This is a genomic window from Methylobacterium sp. PvP105 (assembly GCF_017876975.1).
Classification (GTDB): Bacteria; Pseudomonadota; Alphaproteobacteria; order Rhizobiales; family Beijerinckiaceae; genus Methylobacterium; species Methylobacterium radiotolerans.
This window is the reverse complement of sequence record NZ_JAGIPA010000005.1, coordinates 58,193-73,454: the sequence shown is the minus strand read 5'-3', so window position 1 is coordinate 73,454 and position 15,262 is coordinate 58,193. Positions and strand designations below refer to the sequence as shown.

The following is a 15,262-nucleotide window of genomic DNA, read 5'->3' as shown; positions in this document are numbered from 1 at the left end:
GCCGCATCCGGATCTGCCCCGCACCTGTGGACGGGGCGTTCCCGCCCTGCGCGGCCGCCGGTGCCGCGCGCCGGGACGGTCCGGCGGCGGCGATGACCCGCGTCACGGGAGGCGTCCTTCGGCGCGATGACGTTCCTCGGGCGCGGTGCCCCAGCGGAGCGCGCGGTGACGCCCCTCCGGGCGGGACGCCGCTCGCCGCCGCGTGGCCGCGCGCCGGCAGCAGCGAGTGTGTGGTGGCGAGTTCTGGACGACCGTCCTTCCGCGAAAGTCCCAGGCCGCGCCGGGGATACGCCGGCCCTGCACGGGCGCGACGCGGCAGCCCGCGTCTGGCACTCGCGGCCCTGCTGTCCGCCGGCGCGCCGGTCGGCGAGGTCCGCGCGCAGGAGAGCGTGACCCTGGAGGAGTTGTCGGTCGAGCATGTCGGCGAGGGTGCCGGTCGCACGACGGCGTCCGGGCGCGGGACCATCGGCCTGATCGGCCCGACACCGGGCTACGGCGCGGGCGCGGCCGTAAGCGCGACGCGCACGGCGACGCCGCAGATCGACGTGCCCGTGGCCGTGTCGGTGGCGCCGCGCGAGACGATCACCGACATCGCCGCCACCCGCGTGGACCGGGTCTTCGACTACCTGCCCGGCGTCGCCCGGCAGAACAATTTCGGTGGGCTGTCGATCTTCAGCTACGCCATCCGCGGCGTCACGACCTCCGAGATCTACAAGAACGGCTTTCCCCTCAATCGCGGGACGCCGCCGCCGCCGGATGCCCAGAACATCGAGCGCATCGAGGTGCTCAAGGGCCCGGGCGCGGCCCTGTTCGGGCGCAGCGATCCCGGCGGCCTCGTCAACCTGATCACCAAGCAGCCGACCGCCGAACGGTTCGTCGAGTTCGGCAACCAAATCGACTCGTTCGGCCTGACCCGGGGCACGATCGATGCCGGCGGCGCGCTGAGCGCGGACGGCACGGTCCTCTACCGCTTCAATCTCGCCGCGCAGGGCGCGGGCAGCTTCCGCGATTTCGTGGACAGCGACCGGCTCCTCGTCGCGCCGGTGGTGAGCTGGCAGGTCACCCCGGACACGCGGATCACGGTCGAGACCGAGTTCGTGCGGAACCGGATCGTCTTCGACCGGGGCGTCATCGCGCTGAACCGGCAACTCGGATTCCTGCCCGTCTCCCGCTTCCTCGGCGAGCCCGGGCAGAGCACCTATCAGAACAACAACAGCCTGCAAGTCCGCGTCGACCATCGGTTCGACGAGAACTGGCAGCTTCGCCTGGCGACCTACTTCAACACGGGCGATCTCGCGGGCGAGTCGGCGGAGATCCGCGCCATCGCCGCCGACAACCGCACGGTCTCGCGCGACCGCAACGTGCGCGACTACCGCTGGGACGTGGCCGTCGGCCAAGCCGACCTCGTCGGGCGCTTCGATACCGCCGGCATCGGCCACACGCTTCTTCTCGGGATGGACCGGGAGAGCACCGACAGCCGCACGCAGTACCTGCGCTCGAACTTCCGCACGAGCCCGTTCGCCCTGGACATCTACGCCCCGGTCTACGGCCAGGCGCTGCCGCCGATCACCGTCCCGCGCAACAACCTGGAGCGGATCACCAACACCGGCCTCTACGCGCAGGACGAGATCGTCCTGAGCCCCGAATGGCGGGCGCTCGTCGGTGTGCGCCTCGACATCTTCGAGCAGAGCTTCCGCGAGCGCGCCGTTCGCAGCCAGGTCGACCAGTCGCGGGTCGCCGCGTCCCCGCGGGCCGGCCTCGTCTACCGGCCGATCCCGGAACTCGCCCTCTACACCAACGTCGGCACGAGCTTCCGGCCGAATACCGGTCCGGACGCCGCCGCCGTCACCCGCGGCACGGCCCTGCCGCCCGAGACCGGCCTCGGCTACGAGGTCGGCGCCAAATCCGAGCTGTTCGGCGGCACCCTGCTCCTCACCGCCGCGGCCTTCCGGGTGGAGCGGGAGAACGTGCTGACGCCCGACCCCGCGAATACCGGCTTCTCCCTCGCCGCCGGGGCCGTCCGCAGCCAGGGATTCGAGCTGACGGCCCAGGGGCAGATCACGCCGGAACTGAAGCTCCTGGCCGGCTACGTCTACGCCGATGCCCGGGTGACCAAGGACAACGTGCTGCCGGTCGGGGCCCCGCTCATCAACGTGCCGCGCCATTCGGGCAGCCTGCTCGCGGTCTACGAGCCGGAGGGTGCGTGGCGCGGCTTCGGTGTCGGCGGCGGCGTCCGGGGCGTGGGCGCGCGCGCGGGCGACGCGGCCGGCTCGGGCTTCACGCTGCCGGCCTACGTCGCGGTCGATGCGCTGGCCTACTACCGCTTCGACAATGCCCGGATCGCGCTCAACGTCGAGAACATCTTCGACACCGCGTACTACGAGAGTTCGCTCAACGCGTTCAGGGTCTATCCGGGCTCGCCCCGGCGGTTCACGGGCTCCGTGACGGTGCGGTTCTGATGGCGAGCTCCGGGGCCGCCCCGGGGCGAGGGAGCGCCCGGATGCGCCCGGGCGACTCGACGCGTCGCGGCCGCCGTGAGACTGCCGCGCTCGCGGTACTCCGCGGCTTCGCCGGTTCTGCGCTATGTCGGATCGCGCGCGGCGGCGCGGGGCCGGGCGGCGGCGGCGAGGGGACGATGGTCGGGTGGGTAAGGGTTTGATGGAAGCGATCGTCCCGTCCGATGGCACGGCGCCGCGCGTCGTGCGACGCCGTATCGGTCTGCTCTACCTCGTCCTGATCGCGGCCAACATCGCGGCCTGGATATGGGCCTACAGCCTGTTCGCCGGCCAGCCGGCCCTGCTCTCGACCGCGCTGCTGGCCTACGTCTTCGGGCTGCGCCACGCGGTCGATCCCGACCACATCGCCGCCATCGACAACGTCACCCGCAAGCTGATGCAGGCGGGCCAGCGGCCGGTCTCGGTGGGCTTCTGGTTCGCGCTCGGCCACTCCACCGTGGTGGTGGTGGCCGCGGCCGCGGTGGCGCTGGCCGCGACCAGCCTGATCACGGCCTCGGAGGGCTACCGGGAGCTCGGCGGCCTGATCGGCACCGGCGTCTCGGCCGCCTTCCTGATCCTCATCGGCCTCGTCAACCTCGTCGTCCTCGCGGGCGTCTGGCGCGCGTTCCGGCAAGTGCGGCGCACCGGCCGCTACGTCGAGGCCGACTTCGACATGCTGCTCGCCAACCAGGGCGTTCTCGCCCGGATCCTGCGGCCCCTGTTCCGCCTCGTGACGCGCTCCTGGCACATGTACCCGCTGGGCCTGCTCTTCGCCCTCGGCTTCGACACCGCCACGGAGGTGAGCCTCTTCGGGCTGTCGGCCGCCCAGGCGAGCCAGGGCACCGACCTGTGGACGATCCTGGTCTTCCCGGCGCTGTTCACCGCCGGGATGACGCTGGTCGACGCGACCGACGGCGTGCTGATGCTCGGGGCCTACAGCTGGGCCTATGTTCAGCCCATGCGGAAGCTGTTCTACAACCTCACCATCACCCTGGTGTCGGTGGCGGTCGCGCTGGTGATCGGCACGCTGGAGGCGCTGAACCTCCTGGCGGACAAGCTCAACCTGCAGGGCTGGCTCTGGCAGCGGATCGCCGCGATCAACGACCATTTCGGCGTGCTCGGCTTCGGCATCGTCGGGCTCTTCGCGGCGGCGTGGCTCCTGTCGTTCCTCATCTACCGCCTCGGCCGGTTCGACCGGATCGCGGTCGAACCGGCCGATATGCCCTGACCGGCGCCGGCCGTGCCCGCGCGCGGATCGTCCAGGCCCGGTGAGCCGGGCCGACGTCGAGGCGCGCCGGATGCGCGACGCGGGCTGAACCTACTCGGCCGCCTCGCTCAGCCTCAGGCCGGTGAAAGTCAGCGTCGCCGTGTAGATCGGAGCGCCCGCCGCATCCCGGACAATCACCGTGTAGGATTGCCTGTCCCCGTCGTTCGGGATCTCCCATCGCGCGACGTCCGGGAGGGAGATCATCGCCTCTCTGCGAGCGGCGTCGAAGTCGGCGCACTCGGTCCCGTCCTCGTCCCCTTGCAACTGGCCGTCGTGGATATCGAAGAAATAGCGTGGCACCCACGCCTCCGTGACTGGCTCCCCCCTCACGAACGCTAACCGGGGTCAGAAGCGTCGGTTCTCGGCGCGCGGCGCCCGGTCCGCGCCGCCCGCCCCGGCGGCCCGCGCGGATCCGGCGCGGAACTCCCGGTCGCGCGCTTCCAGCGAGAGGCCCGGCGGCGACCCGGGAGGGTATCGCGCGGGCCTCGGCCGTCGCCGCCTCAGGCGGCCCGCACGGTGGTCAGGAAGCGGCGCACCTCCTCCGACAGTCGCTCGGATTGCTGTGACAGCTCGGACGCCGACGTCAGGACATGGGCGGCTGCCGCGCCCGTCTCCTCGGACGCCCGGGCCACGCCCGCGATGTTGCCGGTCACCTCGGACGTGCCGTTCGAGGCCTGCGCCACGTTGCGCACGATCTCCTGCGTGGCGGCGCTCTGCTGCTCGACAGCCGCGGCGATGCCGGCCGCCACCTCGTTGATCTCGCGGATCCGTCCCGTGATCCCGCCGATCGCCGCGACGGCCTGATCGGTCACGCCCTGGACCTGGCCGATGCGCTGGCCGATCTCCTGGGTGGCGCGCGCCGTCTGGTTGGCCAACGCCTTGACCTCGGCCGCCACGACCGCGAAGCCGCGCCCGGCCTCGCCCGCGCGCGCCGCCTCGATCGTCGCGTTGAGCGCCAGAAGGTTCGTCTGGCCCGCGATGTTCGAGATCAAGCCGACCATCGCGCCGATCTGCTCGGCCGCCTGGCTGAGCTCCTGCACGAGGCGCGTGGTCTGGTCAGCCTCCGCGACAGCCGCCTGAGCGAGCCCGGCCGAGCCGGCCACCTGCCGCCCGATCTCCTGCACGGACGTGCCCAGCTCCTCGGCAGCCACCGCGACCGTCCCGACATTCGCCGCCGCCTCTTCGGCCGCCGCCGCCACCGTGCTCGATCGCGCGGCCGTCTGGCTGGCGTTGGCGGTCATCTGCTCGGCCGTGGCCTGCAGCTCGGTGGAGGACGAGGACACCAGGCCGACGATCCCCCCGACCGCCCGCTCGAAGCTGTCGGCCATCTCGACCATCGTGCGCCGGCGCTCCGCCGCGGCGGCCGCGTCGGCGATCTGGCGACGCTCGGCCTCCTCGGCCGCCTTGCGGGCGACCATGCTCTTGATGGTGTCGACGGCGCGGCCGAGTGCGCCGATCTCGTCGCCGCGCCGGCGCTCGGCGATCTCGGCGTCGATCTCGCCGGCAGCCATGCGCTCCAGAACGGCGACGAGGCGGGTGATCGGGCGCTGGATGTTGAGCATCAGCAGCATCGCCGCCCCGAGCAGGCTCAGCAGCATCGCGGCGCCCGCGACCAGACCGAAACGCGTCGCGGCGCTGACTTGCTCGGCGGTGGTCTGCATGGCGCTGTCGGTGAAGCCGCGCGCGTTGGCGACCGCCTGGTTGATCATCCCCTCCGCCCGGGCGATCTGGTCCGTGATGGACCGTCGCGCCGCACTGGCCGCCTCGGAATCGGCCGCGCCGCCGCGCAGGTCGCCCCGCCCGGCTCCGGCATAGCTGCCGATCGCGGTGGCCAAGTCCTGGAGAGCCTTCCCGCTGTCGCGCAGGATCTGCGGCTTGAGCGCGATGGCGATGGGACGCTCCAGCCCCCGCATCGCCTGATCGGCCTCCCGCGCGGCGGCGGAGACGGCCGCGTCGGCCTCGGGACCAGTCCGCGCGAGATCGACGGCCTTGAAGCTCAGCTGGATGCGATTCAGGGCGACCTGTGCCTGGGAGATCCCGGACAGGATTGCCTGCTCGCGGACGACCGCATCGGTCGCCTCGGCGATCCGGCGATCGCTGTTCCACTGGTTGTAGATGACGCCGACAGCGAACGCGGCCGTGACAGCAGAGGAAAGGATGAGCTTACGTCCGATGGTCAGTCTGAGCATGTCGGCAGCCAGTATCCGCAGTCGTTAGACGAGATTTCTGGCCTTGAATACGATAGGCGATCTAAAAGAGTCTTAAGCTATCGATGATTTGTCTTGACGTCATCAATTTCAACTTTTGATGATCCTGGCCACAGCTCTGGCGTGTGCCACGTGGCTGGACCAGATCTGGACCCGGCGCCGAACGCGCGGCCGTCGCGGAAGTTCCCGGGGCAGCCGCCAGGATACCCTCCGTTCCCGAGGCCGACCGTGCCCCGCCGCGCCGTCCGCGTGCTGGCGGCGAAGCGCGCCCCTGCGCTCCTGCTGCTTGCCGACGGCGCGATGCCCCCGTCGGTCCCACCGAGGGTCGTCATCGCGACCGCGTCCGGTCCGGCCGGCGAGGCTGCGACGCTCGCGCGCCATCTCCACGTCGGCGGCGGCGATGCCGACGCGTGAGTCCTGATCCGCGTCCGCGACGCGGACCGGCGCCCCATATAGCCTCGCGGAAGCGCGGGCCTCCGGGACGTCGTCCGTGACGGCTCGGGGATCCTCCGGAGCACCGGGTTGACGCGGTGCTTCCCGATCGGAGGCGCGCGAGGCCAGGGGACGAGGATGACCGAGACGCTGCGCGACAATATCGAGCAAAGCCGGTTCGAGCTGCAGGTCGGCGACGACGTCGCCTTCGCGACCTACCGGCGCGAACCCGGCCGGCTCGTCATCGGCTACGTCTACGCGCCGCCGGTCCTGCGCGGCACCGGGGCGGCCGCGCGGCTCATGGAAGGGGTCGCGGCGCACGCGCGCGCCGCGGGGGATCGGATCGTACCCCTGTGCGGCTACGCCCGGGCATGGCTGCGCGGTCACCGGGCGCATCGCGACCTGCTCGCGTGAGACCGCGATCGGGCGCGCTCGCCGGGCCCGGACCGGGATCGGCCGCCGACGGGCCGGGCGCCCGGATCGCCTGGACTACGACGTCCGTCGCGCCGCACGCCGCCGGCGCTGGACGGCCTCGCGGACATGGGTGACGAGCAGGGCGACGAGGCGGATCTCGATGCTCTCCGTCCGCCGGTGGGCCTCGATCCGGATCGTCTCCGCCGCGAGCGCGTCGGCCTCCCGTTCCAGCTGATCGAGCTCGACCGGGTCGGCACTCGAGACGGACAGCCAGATCTCCAGGAGGCGCATGACCCGGGTGGGCGGCTGCCGCGGCCGGAAGCGCCGATACAGGCCGATGCCCGCCGCGCCGAGCGAGGCCGCCGCGCTGATCATGAGCCCGACCCAGTAGGCCGCGTTCTGCGCCTGATCGCTCAGGCTGGGCTGGTTCCCGGTCAGGTACGCCGTGGCACCCGGATGGATCGGCAGCGCCTGGACCTTGTCGTCGGTGTCGGGGGCCTCGATGCCGGCCAGATCGTCGTCGAGCGCGACGAGCCGCGGCTTGCCGGTGAGAACCTCGCGCGTGATCTCGCCCGCGAGCCAGTCCGGCATGGCGCCGCGGGCCACGAGCCGGTGGCTGACGGACAGCGTGGTGATGTCGTCGCCCGGCTCCGGCAGCGAGCCGAGGAAGGCGCCCTTGGGCACGTCGATCGTGTCGAGCACGGGGTGCTCCTTGGCGATCGCCGCCGCCTCGTCGACCTCGAACAGCTTCACCGCCCCGGAGCCTTTGCGCAGCGCCGTGAACAGCGGCAGCCACAGCGCGCTGCCGACCGGGGCGACCACGAACACCGAACCGATCTGGCGGCCGCGGGCGGCCTCTGTCAGCTGGTCGATCGTCAGGATCCTGCGATGCACGCTGCTCGGCGGGATGCCGAAATGCGTCAGGATCAGGTCGAGCAGGCGCGGGTCGAGCTTCCGCCCGTCGAGGAGCCCGACTGTGCTGCCCCGCAGCTTGGCCACGCTGTCGACGGCGCTGCCCCCGGGCGCGAGGAAGACCACCGCGTCGCGGCGCAGGATGACCAGGGTCTGCCCATCCTTCGGTGCGGCGTCGCTGCGCACCAGGGCGAGCTGGGTCTCGCCCCTGTCCAGGGCCGCCGACGCCCCGAGGCGATCCGGCTCGAAGATCGTCCGGATGCGCAGCCGCGGATGCTGCGTCTCGAAGAGCTGCGTCAGGGCCTGTGCGGCCTCCCGGTCCTCGGTGCTGGTCTTGGCGACCGCGATCTCCAGGGAGAGCAGGCCGAGGAGGAGATGGACGAGCAGGGCGACGATGGCGGCCCCGGCCATGACCCCGAGGACGATGACAGTCGTTCTGGAACGCCGGATCATCCGTGCCGCGCTGATCTGCAGATCCGCCAGCATAGCGCGATCGCGCGGCCCGGTCTCCCGCCCACCGACAGCATCCGGCGACGTCCCGCCCCGCGATGACTCGGGCGACGGCGCATCGCGATCAGTTCATGTGGCGGTGCCGGTCCCGAACCTCCTGGAGGGCGAGCTTGCGGCCCAGCGTCCTCAGCAGCGCTTCGGCCTGCACCTTCAACTCCGGGTCCCGCAGCGCGCTGATCGCGTACATCGCCGCGATGGCGTGATCTGCCGCCACTTCGAGGGGCGACGTCTCCAGCAGCGGCGCCGCCGCGTCGGCCAGGTCCTCGAACATCCGCATCCGCGTGATGTCCAGGAGGATGCCGCTGCCGCTCCGAGGCCGTCCGGCATGATCGCCGATGAAGCGGCCGCGCACCAGCACCCAGCGCGTCTCACCGTCCGCCGAGGTCACCCGATGCTCGGCGAGGTACGGTGTCCCCTCGCGCGCGCTGCGCCTTATCAGATCCTCGATCCGCGCGCGGTCGTCCGCGTGGATGCTGTCGAAGTAGCGGCCGAGCGGGACACCCTCCTCGGCCTCGATCGGATCGACGTTGTGCACCAGGGCGACGGAGGCGTCGGCGCGCACCCGATCGAGGCCCGCGTCCCATTCCCAGCGGCCGACCACGTCGAGCGCATCGCGTGCGGACTGGAAGGTTTCCGAGGTTGTTTGCCCGTCCAGGGGCTTAAAAGCTGCCACCCGAGCACCCGTCTTCTGTGATCCGTAACATAGGTTGGTCCGAAAACTCTGCAACCGCAAGGGGCATATAGCGTCTATCAATCAACTGTGGCGTGCCAGACACTGTGAGCCCGCCGCACCGTCGGGAGGTGTGTCGGGTATCGCCCCGTCCCGGCGCCCAGAGACCCGGCACCCAGAGACCCGGCGGGTCGCCGGGGTGGCACCCTCCGCGCCGGCGGCGCGCGCGACGCCCTTGCCGATCCTGCCCCAAGCCCCCATTATGACCACAGTGGTCACGGAGGTTGCCATGCAGGAGATCCAGCTTCGCGACGCCAAGGCGACGCTGTCGGCCGTCATCGATCAGGCCAAGCAGGGCGCGCCCTCGATCATCACGCGCCACGGCCGGCCCGAGGCGGTGCTGCTCAGCTTCGAGGAGTGGCAGCGGCTGTCCCGCGTCCCGTCGTTCGGCCGCCTGCTCATGGCCGCGCCCGTCGCGGCGGACGACCTCCCCTCCCCGTCCGGCGGGCTCAGAAGCGCCGAGCTGTGACGCCGTGTACCTCGTCGACACCAATGTCCTCTCGGCCGGCGCGCCGACCAAGGCCGTCCCGGCCGTCGACCTGATCGACTGGATGGACCGGAACAGCGCCGGGCTCCACCTCTCCGTCGTCACGATCGCCGAGATCGAGGACGGCATCGCGAAGAGCCGCAGGGAGGGTGCCGCGCGCAAGGCCGAGCGCCTCGCGGCGTGGCTGGAGACCCTGCTGCACCTGTACGCCGCCAAGGTTCTCCCGATCGACCTCGCCGTCGCGCGGCACATCGGCGGATTGTCCGATCTGGCGCGCGGTCAGGGGCACGCGCCCGGCTTCGCGGATCTCGCGATCGCCGCCACGGCGCGCTGCAACGGCTGGATGATCCTCACTCGGAATGTGCGGCACTTCGCGCCGCTGGGCGTTCCCGCGTGCGATCCCTTCGTGGCGCTGCCGGCCGATGGGCCGTGACTGCCCCGCGCGCGTCACCGCGGGGCGGCGCCGATCGAGCGCGCGCTAACGGGACGGCGCGCAGAACTCGGCCGCAAGGCCGGCGAAGGCGGCCCGCAGGAAGGCGTCCACCGGCCGGTCCCCGCCCGCCTGGATCCAGGCCTCGATCGCCAGGCGCATCGCACCGAGCGACGCCATGGCGACGAGGCGCAGCGAGGCGCTGCGGGCCGGATCCCCCCAGCGCTCGATCAGTGCGGCGTGCAGGGCCTGCTCGTGCAGGCCGTAGGCCGCCTGCTTGCGGGCCTTCAGGGTCTCGCTGGATCGCATGACCCGGTCGATGCTGATGAACTCCTGGGTCCGGAATCCCGTCGACAGCGTCAGCAGGGCGTCGCGGACGACCTCGACCGGAGCCTTGCCCTCCGGCTGGGCCAGGACGGCCCTGCGCAGGGCCGCGCCGAAGCCCCGCATCTGCCAATCCAGCAGAATCTCTTCTTTCGACTTGAAGTAGTAGAAGAAGGTTCGACGCGAGATGCCGGCGGCCTCGGCGATCGCGTCCAGAGTCGTGGCCTCGTAGCCGTGCTGGCTGAACAACCGCAGGCCGGTCTCGGCGATCCGTTCCAGTGTCTCCTGCCGCTTTCGCGCGCGCAGGCTGCCGGGCTTCGGTGGCGGGATCCCCATGCCGGCGTTGTCGCATGCGATTCCGCACTTGCAAAGTTGCACGCAGTGCAATTATATTTTCGCACCGAGTGCAAATTTCTGGAACGGTATCGGGACGTGGTGCCGGTTTCCGGTCGCGTGCTCGCCCGCCCGCCGAGTCCGGCAGGCTCGGTCGCCGTCGGGACGCGCGTCCCGACGGCCGAACTCTCGCCGGCGCGCCCAGCGGCGGGCGCGCGTCGTGGTCGCGCTGTGACCGGCGACGCGCAGCGCCGCGGGTCGTCCCGTCCCGCCTCCTCTCGCGAAAGCCCTGCCCCATGCTCGATTGCTCCAGTCCGACAGCGGCGCGGCCGACGCCCAGCCGGCGGCAGGTCGGCGCCCTGCTGCTGGGAACCCTGGCCGCGGGACTGACGCGCCCGGCCGCGGCGCAGCCTATCGTGGAGGACGTCCGGATCGCCGATTTCGACTGGGTCGACGGCGCGCGTCAGCGGCCCGTGCCGGCACGCCTCTACTGGCCGAACACGTCGTCGCTCCGGCGGCGCGTTCCGCTCGTCGTGTTCTCGCACGGTCTCGGGCAGTCCCGGACCGGCTACAGCTATCTCGGTCAACACTGGGCGTCCCACGGGGTCGCGAGCCTGCACCTGCAGCACGTCGGCAGCGACACGTCCGTCTGGACCGGCAATCCCCTGGCGCTGCTCGACCGGATCGAGCGGGCGGCGCAGGAACAGGAGGCGATCGCGCGGGCGCGCGACCTGCGCTTCGCCCTGGACCGCATCCTCGTTCAGGACGGGGGCGCTTTCGGAGACCGGATCGACCCGCGCCGGATCGTTGCGGCCGGCCATTCCTACGGTGCCAACACGACGCTGATCGCGGCGGGCGCGCGCGTCATCCGCGACGGACGCCCCCTTCAGGCGCGGGACCCGCGGATCGCGGCCGGCATCGTGATCTCGGCGCCGCCCTTCTACGGCGAGCGCGACCTGCGGGCCGTCCTGGGCGCGGTGGAGATCCCGACCCTGCACGTCACGGCGACCGAGGACGTCATCCAGCTGCCCGGGCGCACCTCGCCGTTCAGCGATCGCCTCGCCGTGTACGAGGCGATCGCGACGCCCCGGAAGGCGCTGGCGGTCTTCCGGGGCGGCTCGCACAGCATCTTCACCGACCGTCCCCTGACCGGCGGTCTGAACCTGAACCCGCAGGTGAAGGAGGCGACCGCCACCGGGGCGCTGGCCTTCCTCGACCTCGCGTTCGGCGGCGATCCGGAGCCGCTGCGCGCGTGGTCCTCGACCTGGAAGCCGATCCTCGCCGTCGCGCCCGCGGGCTTCGCGCGCGCGTCGCTGGCGCAACCCTCCGTGTCGTCCCGCGAGAGGGACCGAGCGCGCGCGCACCCGGTGCAACCGCTCTGACACGCCGGTCATCGCGCCCCATCGGAGCCGAACCTGCGAGCCCGGTCTCACCGTCGATGTCGGTGCTCCGGGTCAGGTCGCTTCGCGCGACGTGAGGGTGCGCTCGACCAGTGCGCGGATCCGCTCCCGGTTCGGCGCGGTCCCGAACAGGATCCGGTAGAGGATCGGCGAGACGACCCCGTCCAGCACCGCCTCGGGATCCGGGAAGGCCTCGCCGCGGGCCAGGGCCCGATCCGCGATGATCGCGATCTGATCGCGCGTGAAGCTGCAGCATCGCTGGGCACAGTTCGCGTCCGACGCCGCCAGAACGTCCCGGATCATCGCCCGCCCCGGCGCGGACGACATCTCGTCCGCGTACTGTTCCGCCCAGGCCTCGAGATCGGTCCGGCCGTTGCCGGTATCGGCCGGCTCGGCGTCGGGACGCAGCCGCTCGACTGCGACGTCGGCGAAGAGTTCGGCGAGCGTGCCCCACCGCCGGTAGATCGTCGACGGCGTCACGCCCGCCGCGGCGGCCACCAGGGGCACCGTGATCTCCGAACGGTCCGTCCGGGTCAGGAGTTCGCGCACGGCCGCCTGAACCGAGGTCTGCACCCGCGCGCTGCGCCCGCCCGGACGCGGCCCTTGCCTCGTCGTCATCCTGCACTCTGCCGTCGGCGGCGCCACAAACGCAAAAGAGTTGCGTTTGTGGCGCGGAGGGACTACGCATCAAACGCAACGGATTAGCCTTTAGGGTCGTCAATGACCAGGGTCGGCAACCTGAAAGTTGTGGCTGTCGCGGGCGGCGGCACGCTGTTCTTCCACGCGGCGGTGCTCGGCACCTTCCTCGCCGCGTCCGCCGCACCGACGCCGCTGTACCGTTTCTATCAGGAGACCTACGCGCTCTCCCCCGTGCTCACGACCGCGGTGTTCGCGGTCTACGCGCTGGCCCTCCTCAAGGCGCTTCTCGTCGCCGGGTCGATCTCGGACCACCTGGGTCGACGGCCGGTGATCTGCGGCGCGCTGCTCCTCGAACTCGTGGCGATGGTCCTGTTCACGACGGCCCACGGGGCGTGGGGTCTCATCGCGGCGCGCTTCGTCCAGGGCGTGGCCACCGGCATCGCGGCGAGTTCCCTGGGCGCCGCGCTGGTCGACGTCGACCGGGGGCGGGCCCAGCTCGTGAACGCGATCATGCCGCTGATCGGGATGGCGGTGGGCGCGCTCGGGACCAGCGCGCTCGTGCAGTACGGCCCGCATCCGCTCCGTCTCGTCTACGCGATCCTGGGGGCGGTGTTCGTCGCGCAGGCCGCCCTCCTCTGGCTGACGCCCGAGACCGGGGAGCGCCGCACGGGAGCGCTGCGGGCCCTGAGGCCCCGCGTCGTGGTCCCGCCGCAGGCCAGACGGCCGCTGGCCGCGATCACGCCGACCAACATCGCGACCTGGATGCTCGGGGGCTTCTACCTCTCCATCGTCCCCTCGCTGGTGGTCGCCGCGACGGGCAGCCGGACACCGTTGACGAGCGGCGTCATGGTCGCGGCCCTGATGGTCGCGGGCGCCTGCGCGGTCGTCCAGCGGCGCGGCGGGGACGCGGCAGCCAACCTGACGATCGGGACGCTGGCCATGACGACCGGTCTCGTCATCGTGCTCGCCGGCATGCACGGCGGGAGCGTGCCGGTCCTGATCGGCGGGACGTTGGTCGGCGGCGCTGGCTTCGGGACGAGTTTCCTCGGTGCCCTCGGGACGATCGTTCCGCTGGCGAAGCCGGGCGAGCGGGCGGGGCTTCTCTCGACCTACTATGTCGAGAGCTACCTGGCCTTCAGCCTGCCGGTGATCTGTGCCGGATATCTCGTGCGCCGGATCGGCTACGTGACCACCGCCGACATCTACGCGGCCGCCATCGTCGCCATGAGCGCGGCCGGGTTCCTGGCACGGCGGGCGATGGCGGCGCGGCGCGTCCTGCCCGGCTGATGCACGGTGCCGTGGCCGAGACGGTCCCCGGCCGCATTCCGCGCCCGCTTCAACGGCTGCCCGACACGCGCGAGCGCCGAGGGCGGCGCCGCGCGGGCAGCGGTTGTCGTGCCGACGGAGGCGATACCGGCGGGACGGTCTCGGTCCAGCCGCGTTGAGGCAGGTCAGCGGCGCGCGTGGGACAGCTGGCTTCCGCGCGCTCCCGGGACGCGGATCCGAGCGGAGGCATGCATGCGAGACTTCACGGTCGTCTGGGACGCGGCGCGGCTGGCCTGGGTGCGGGAGCGCGTGCGGGCCTACCGCATGCCGCGCCTGCCGACGGGGGCCGGCTGGCGCTACGGCTGCGATCCGGACGTCCTGGCCGCCCTGTGCGCTCACTGGCTCGACGGCTTCGACGAGGCCGCCGCCGCGGCCGAGCTCAACCGCTTCCCGCAGATCCTGGCCCGCGTCGAGGATCTCGACCTGCACGCGGTCCACGTCGTCGGTGAAGCGGAGGGCCGGCGCCCGCTGCTGCTGATCCACGGCTGGCCGGGCTCGATCTACGAGTTCTGGTCGGTGATCGAGCCCCTGGCCTTCCCGTCGCGCCACGGCGGGCGGCCGGAGGACGCGTTCGACCTCGTGATCCCGGCGCTGCCCGGCTACGGCTTCTCGGGCAAACCCGCCGCGCCGATCGGGGCGCGCACCGCGGCGCGGCTGTTCGACCGCCTGATGCGCGAGGCGTTGGGCTACCCGCGCTACCGGGTGCAGGGCGGCGACTGGGGCGCCGGGGTCGCGGCCTGGCTCGGCCTCGACCACGCCGACGCGCTGGAGGCGATCCACCTGAACTACCTGCTGGTGCAGCCCGACGCCGAGCCGGAGAGCGCGGTGGAGCGGGCCTGGCAGAAGCAGGCCGCGGCCACCCAGCAGGCCCTCGGGGCCTACGCGCAGCTCCAGGGCACCAAGCCCCTGTCCCTGGGCTACGCCATGGCGGACGAGCCGGTGGCGCAGCTGGCCTGGCTGGTCGAGCGCTTCCACGACTGGGCCGACCTGCGGGAGCGGCCCTTCGCGCAGGTGTTCTCGAACGATCAGCTCCTGACCAACGCCCTGCTCTACATCCTGACCGATTCCTTCGCGACGGCGACGTGGTTCTACGCCGGCGCGCAGCTTGAGGGCGTGCGCCGGATGCCGCCGGGCCGGCGCGTCACGGTGCCGACGGCCTTCGCGGCCTACCCGGATCCGCGCACGCCCGCGCCGCCGCGGGACTGGCTCGAGCGCGGCTACGCGGTCTCGCGCTGGCGGACGATGCCGCGCGGCGGGCACTTCGCCGCCATGGAGGCTCCGGACCTGTTCGTCCAGGACCTGCGGGACTGGGGCCGCGGCTGACGGAGTCATCCCGCCGCACCCCGGACCCGGCCG

General features: G+C 72.0%; 15 protein-coding genes. 9 read left to right on the top strand and 6 right to left on the bottom strand.

The features are described 5' to 3' along the window. Positions 1–341: 341 nt before the first annotated feature. Both J3A75_RS33940 and J3A75_RS33935 read left to right on the top strand, forming a co-directional pair. Positions 342–2,459, top strand: coding sequence for a TonB-dependent siderophore receptor (locus J3A75_RS33940; RefSeq protein ID WP_245365115.1), 2,118 nt, complete (start codon positions 342–344; stop codon positions 2,457–2,459). A 199-nt stretch (positions 2,460–2,658) separates the two neighbouring features. Next, positions 2,659–3,723, top strand: coding sequence for a HoxN/HupN/NixA family nickel/cobalt transporter (locus tag J3A75_RS33935; protein ID WP_012329612.1), 1,065 nt, complete (start codon positions 2,659–2,661; stop codon positions 3,721–3,723). 90 nt (positions 3,724–3,813) lie between these two features. On the opposite strand, the gene J3A75_RS33930 is transcribed toward J3A75_RS33935, so the two are convergent. Together J3A75_RS33930 and J3A75_RS33925 are read right to left on the bottom strand one after the other, a co-directional pair. After that, positions 3,814–4,062 carry a DUF6894 family protein gene (locus tag J3A75_RS33930; RefSeq protein WP_209651228.1) on the bottom strand — a complete coding sequence of 83 codons (249 nt, stop codon included), beginning with the start codon at positions 4,060–4,062 and terminating at the stop codon, positions 3,814–3,816. Between the two features lie 200 nt (positions 4,063–4,262). Then, a complete protein-coding gene (locus J3A75_RS33925) occupies positions 4,263–5,951 on the bottom strand; it encodes a methyl-accepting chemotaxis protein (protein ID WP_116656602.1) in 1,689 nt (562 codons plus the stop codon). 246 nt (positions 5,952–6,197) lie between these two features. On the opposite strand from J3A75_RS33925, the gene J3A75_RS33920 reads away from it, so the two are divergent. Beyond that, positions 6,198–6,383, top strand: coding sequence for a hypothetical protein (locus J3A75_RS33920; protein WP_127993145.1), 186 nt, complete (start codon positions 6,198–6,200; stop codon positions 6,381–6,383). A gap of 156 nt (positions 6,384–6,539) precedes the next feature. Beyond that, the gene (locus tag J3A75_RS33915) at positions 6,540–6,815 is read left to right on the top strand and encodes a GNAT family N-acetyltransferase (RefSeq protein WP_024827340.1); all 276 of its coding nucleotides are present in this window, start codon (positions 6,540–6,542) and stop codon (positions 6,813–6,815) included. A 75-nt stretch (positions 6,816–6,890) separates the two neighbouring features. On the opposite strand, the gene J3A75_RS33910 is transcribed toward J3A75_RS33915, so the two are convergent. Together J3A75_RS33910 and J3A75_RS33905 are read right to left on the bottom strand one after the other, a co-directional pair. Beyond that, positions 6,891–8,213 carry a TAXI family TRAP transporter solute-binding subunit gene (locus J3A75_RS33910; protein ID WP_029358087.1) on the bottom strand — a complete coding sequence of 441 codons (1,323 nt, stop codon included), beginning with the start codon at positions 8,211–8,213 and terminating at the stop codon, positions 6,891–6,893. An 88-nt stretch (positions 8,214–8,301) separates the two neighbouring features. Continuing rightward, positions 8,302–8,970, bottom strand: coding sequence for a PAS domain-containing protein (locus J3A75_RS33905; protein WP_245365037.1), 669 nt, complete (start codon positions 8,968–8,970; stop codon positions 8,302–8,304). Between the two features lie 226 nt (positions 8,971–9,196). On the opposite strand from J3A75_RS33905, the gene J3A75_RS33900 reads away from it, so the two are divergent. Together J3A75_RS33900 and J3A75_RS33895 are read left to right on the top strand one after the other, a co-directional pair. After that, entirely contained in the window at positions 9,197–9,436 is a 240-nt protein-coding gene (locus tag J3A75_RS33900; protein ID WP_012329619.1) for a type II toxin-antitoxin system Phd/YefM family antitoxin, read from the top strand. A 4-nt stretch (positions 9,437–9,440) separates the two neighbouring features. Continuing rightward, a complete protein-coding gene (locus J3A75_RS33895; RefSeq protein ID WP_043074741.1) occupies positions 9,441–9,887 on the top strand; it encodes a type II toxin-antitoxin system VapC family toxin in 447 nt (148 codons plus the stop codon). 45 nt (positions 9,888–9,932) lie between these two features. On the opposite strand, the gene J3A75_RS33890 is transcribed toward J3A75_RS33895, so the two are convergent. Beyond that, entirely contained in the window at positions 9,933–10,544 is a 612-nt protein-coding gene (locus J3A75_RS33890; protein WP_043074742.1) for a TetR/AcrR family transcriptional regulator, read from the bottom strand. A gap of 293 nt (positions 10,545–10,837) precedes the next feature. On the opposite strand from J3A75_RS33890, the gene J3A75_RS33885 reads away from it, so the two are divergent. Then, positions 10,838–11,923: an acetylhydrolase gene (locus J3A75_RS33885; protein ID WP_209651227.1), complete on the top strand. Its 1,086-nt coding sequence runs from the start codon at positions 10,838–10,840 to the stop codon at positions 11,921–11,923. Positions 11,924–11,995: 72 nt separating this feature from the next. Here the strand turns inward: J3A75_RS33885 and J3A75_RS33880 are convergent, their stop codons facing one another. Further along, the gene (locus tag J3A75_RS33880; protein WP_012329623.1) at positions 11,996–12,559 is read right to left on the bottom strand and encodes a TetR/AcrR family transcriptional regulator; all 564 of its coding nucleotides are present in this window, start codon (positions 12,557–12,559) and stop codon (positions 11,996–11,998) included. Positions 12,560–12,661: 102 nt separating this feature from the next. Between J3A75_RS33880 and J3A75_RS33875 the strand changes: the two genes are divergently transcribed. Together J3A75_RS33875 and J3A75_RS33870 are read left to right on the top strand one after the other, a co-directional pair. Continuing rightward, complete coding sequence (locus J3A75_RS33875) at positions 12,662–13,867, top strand: MFS transporter (RefSeq protein WP_012329624.1); 1,206 nt, start codon at positions 12,662–12,664, stop codon at positions 13,865–13,867. Between the two features lie 231 nt (positions 13,868–14,098). Continuing rightward, positions 14,099–15,229: an epoxide hydrolase family protein gene (locus J3A75_RS33870; protein ID WP_024827334.1), complete on the top strand. Its 1,131-nt coding sequence runs from the start codon at positions 14,099–14,101 to the stop codon at positions 15,227–15,229. Positions 15,230–15,262 lie beyond the last annotated feature (33 nt).

Coding starts and splice junctions, on each gene's coding strand:
- J3A75_RS33935 (WP_012329612.1), top strand. CDS start 2,659: ATGGAAGCGATCGTCCCGTCCGATGGCACGGCGCCGCGCGTCGTGCGA.
- J3A75_RS33925 (WP_116656602.1), bottom strand. CDS start 5,951: ATGCTCAGACTGACCATCGGACGTAAGCTCATCCTTTCCTCTGCTGTC.
- J3A75_RS33915 (WP_024827340.1), top strand. CDS start 6,540: ATGACCGAGACGCTGCGCGACAATATCGAGCAAAGCCGGTTCGAGCTG.
- J3A75_RS33910 (WP_029358087.1), bottom strand. CDS start 8,213: ATGCTGGCGGATCTGCAGATCAGCGCGGCACGGATGATCCGGCGTTCC.
- J3A75_RS33900 (WP_012329619.1), top strand. CDS start 9,197: ATGCAGGAGATCCAGCTTCGCGACGCCAAGGCGACGCTGTCGGCCGTC.
- J3A75_RS33890 (WP_043074742.1), bottom strand. CDS start 10,544: ATGGGGATCCCGCCACCGAAGCCCGGCAGCCTGCGCGCGCGAAAGCGG.
- J3A75_RS33885 (WP_209651227.1), top strand. CDS start 10,838: ATGCTCGATTGCTCCAGTCCGACAGCGGCGCGGCCGACGCCCAGCCGG.
- J3A75_RS33880 (WP_012329623.1), bottom strand. CDS start 12,559: ATGACGACGAGGCAAGGGCCGCGTCCGGGCGGGCGCAGCGCGCGGGTG.
- J3A75_RS33875 (WP_012329624.1), top strand. CDS start 12,662: ATGACCAGGGTCGGCAACCTGAAAGTTGTGGCTGTCGCGGGCGGCGGC.
- J3A75_RS33870 (WP_024827334.1), top strand. CDS start 14,099: ATGCGAGACTTCACGGTCGTCTGGGACGCGGCGCGGCTGGCCTGGGTG.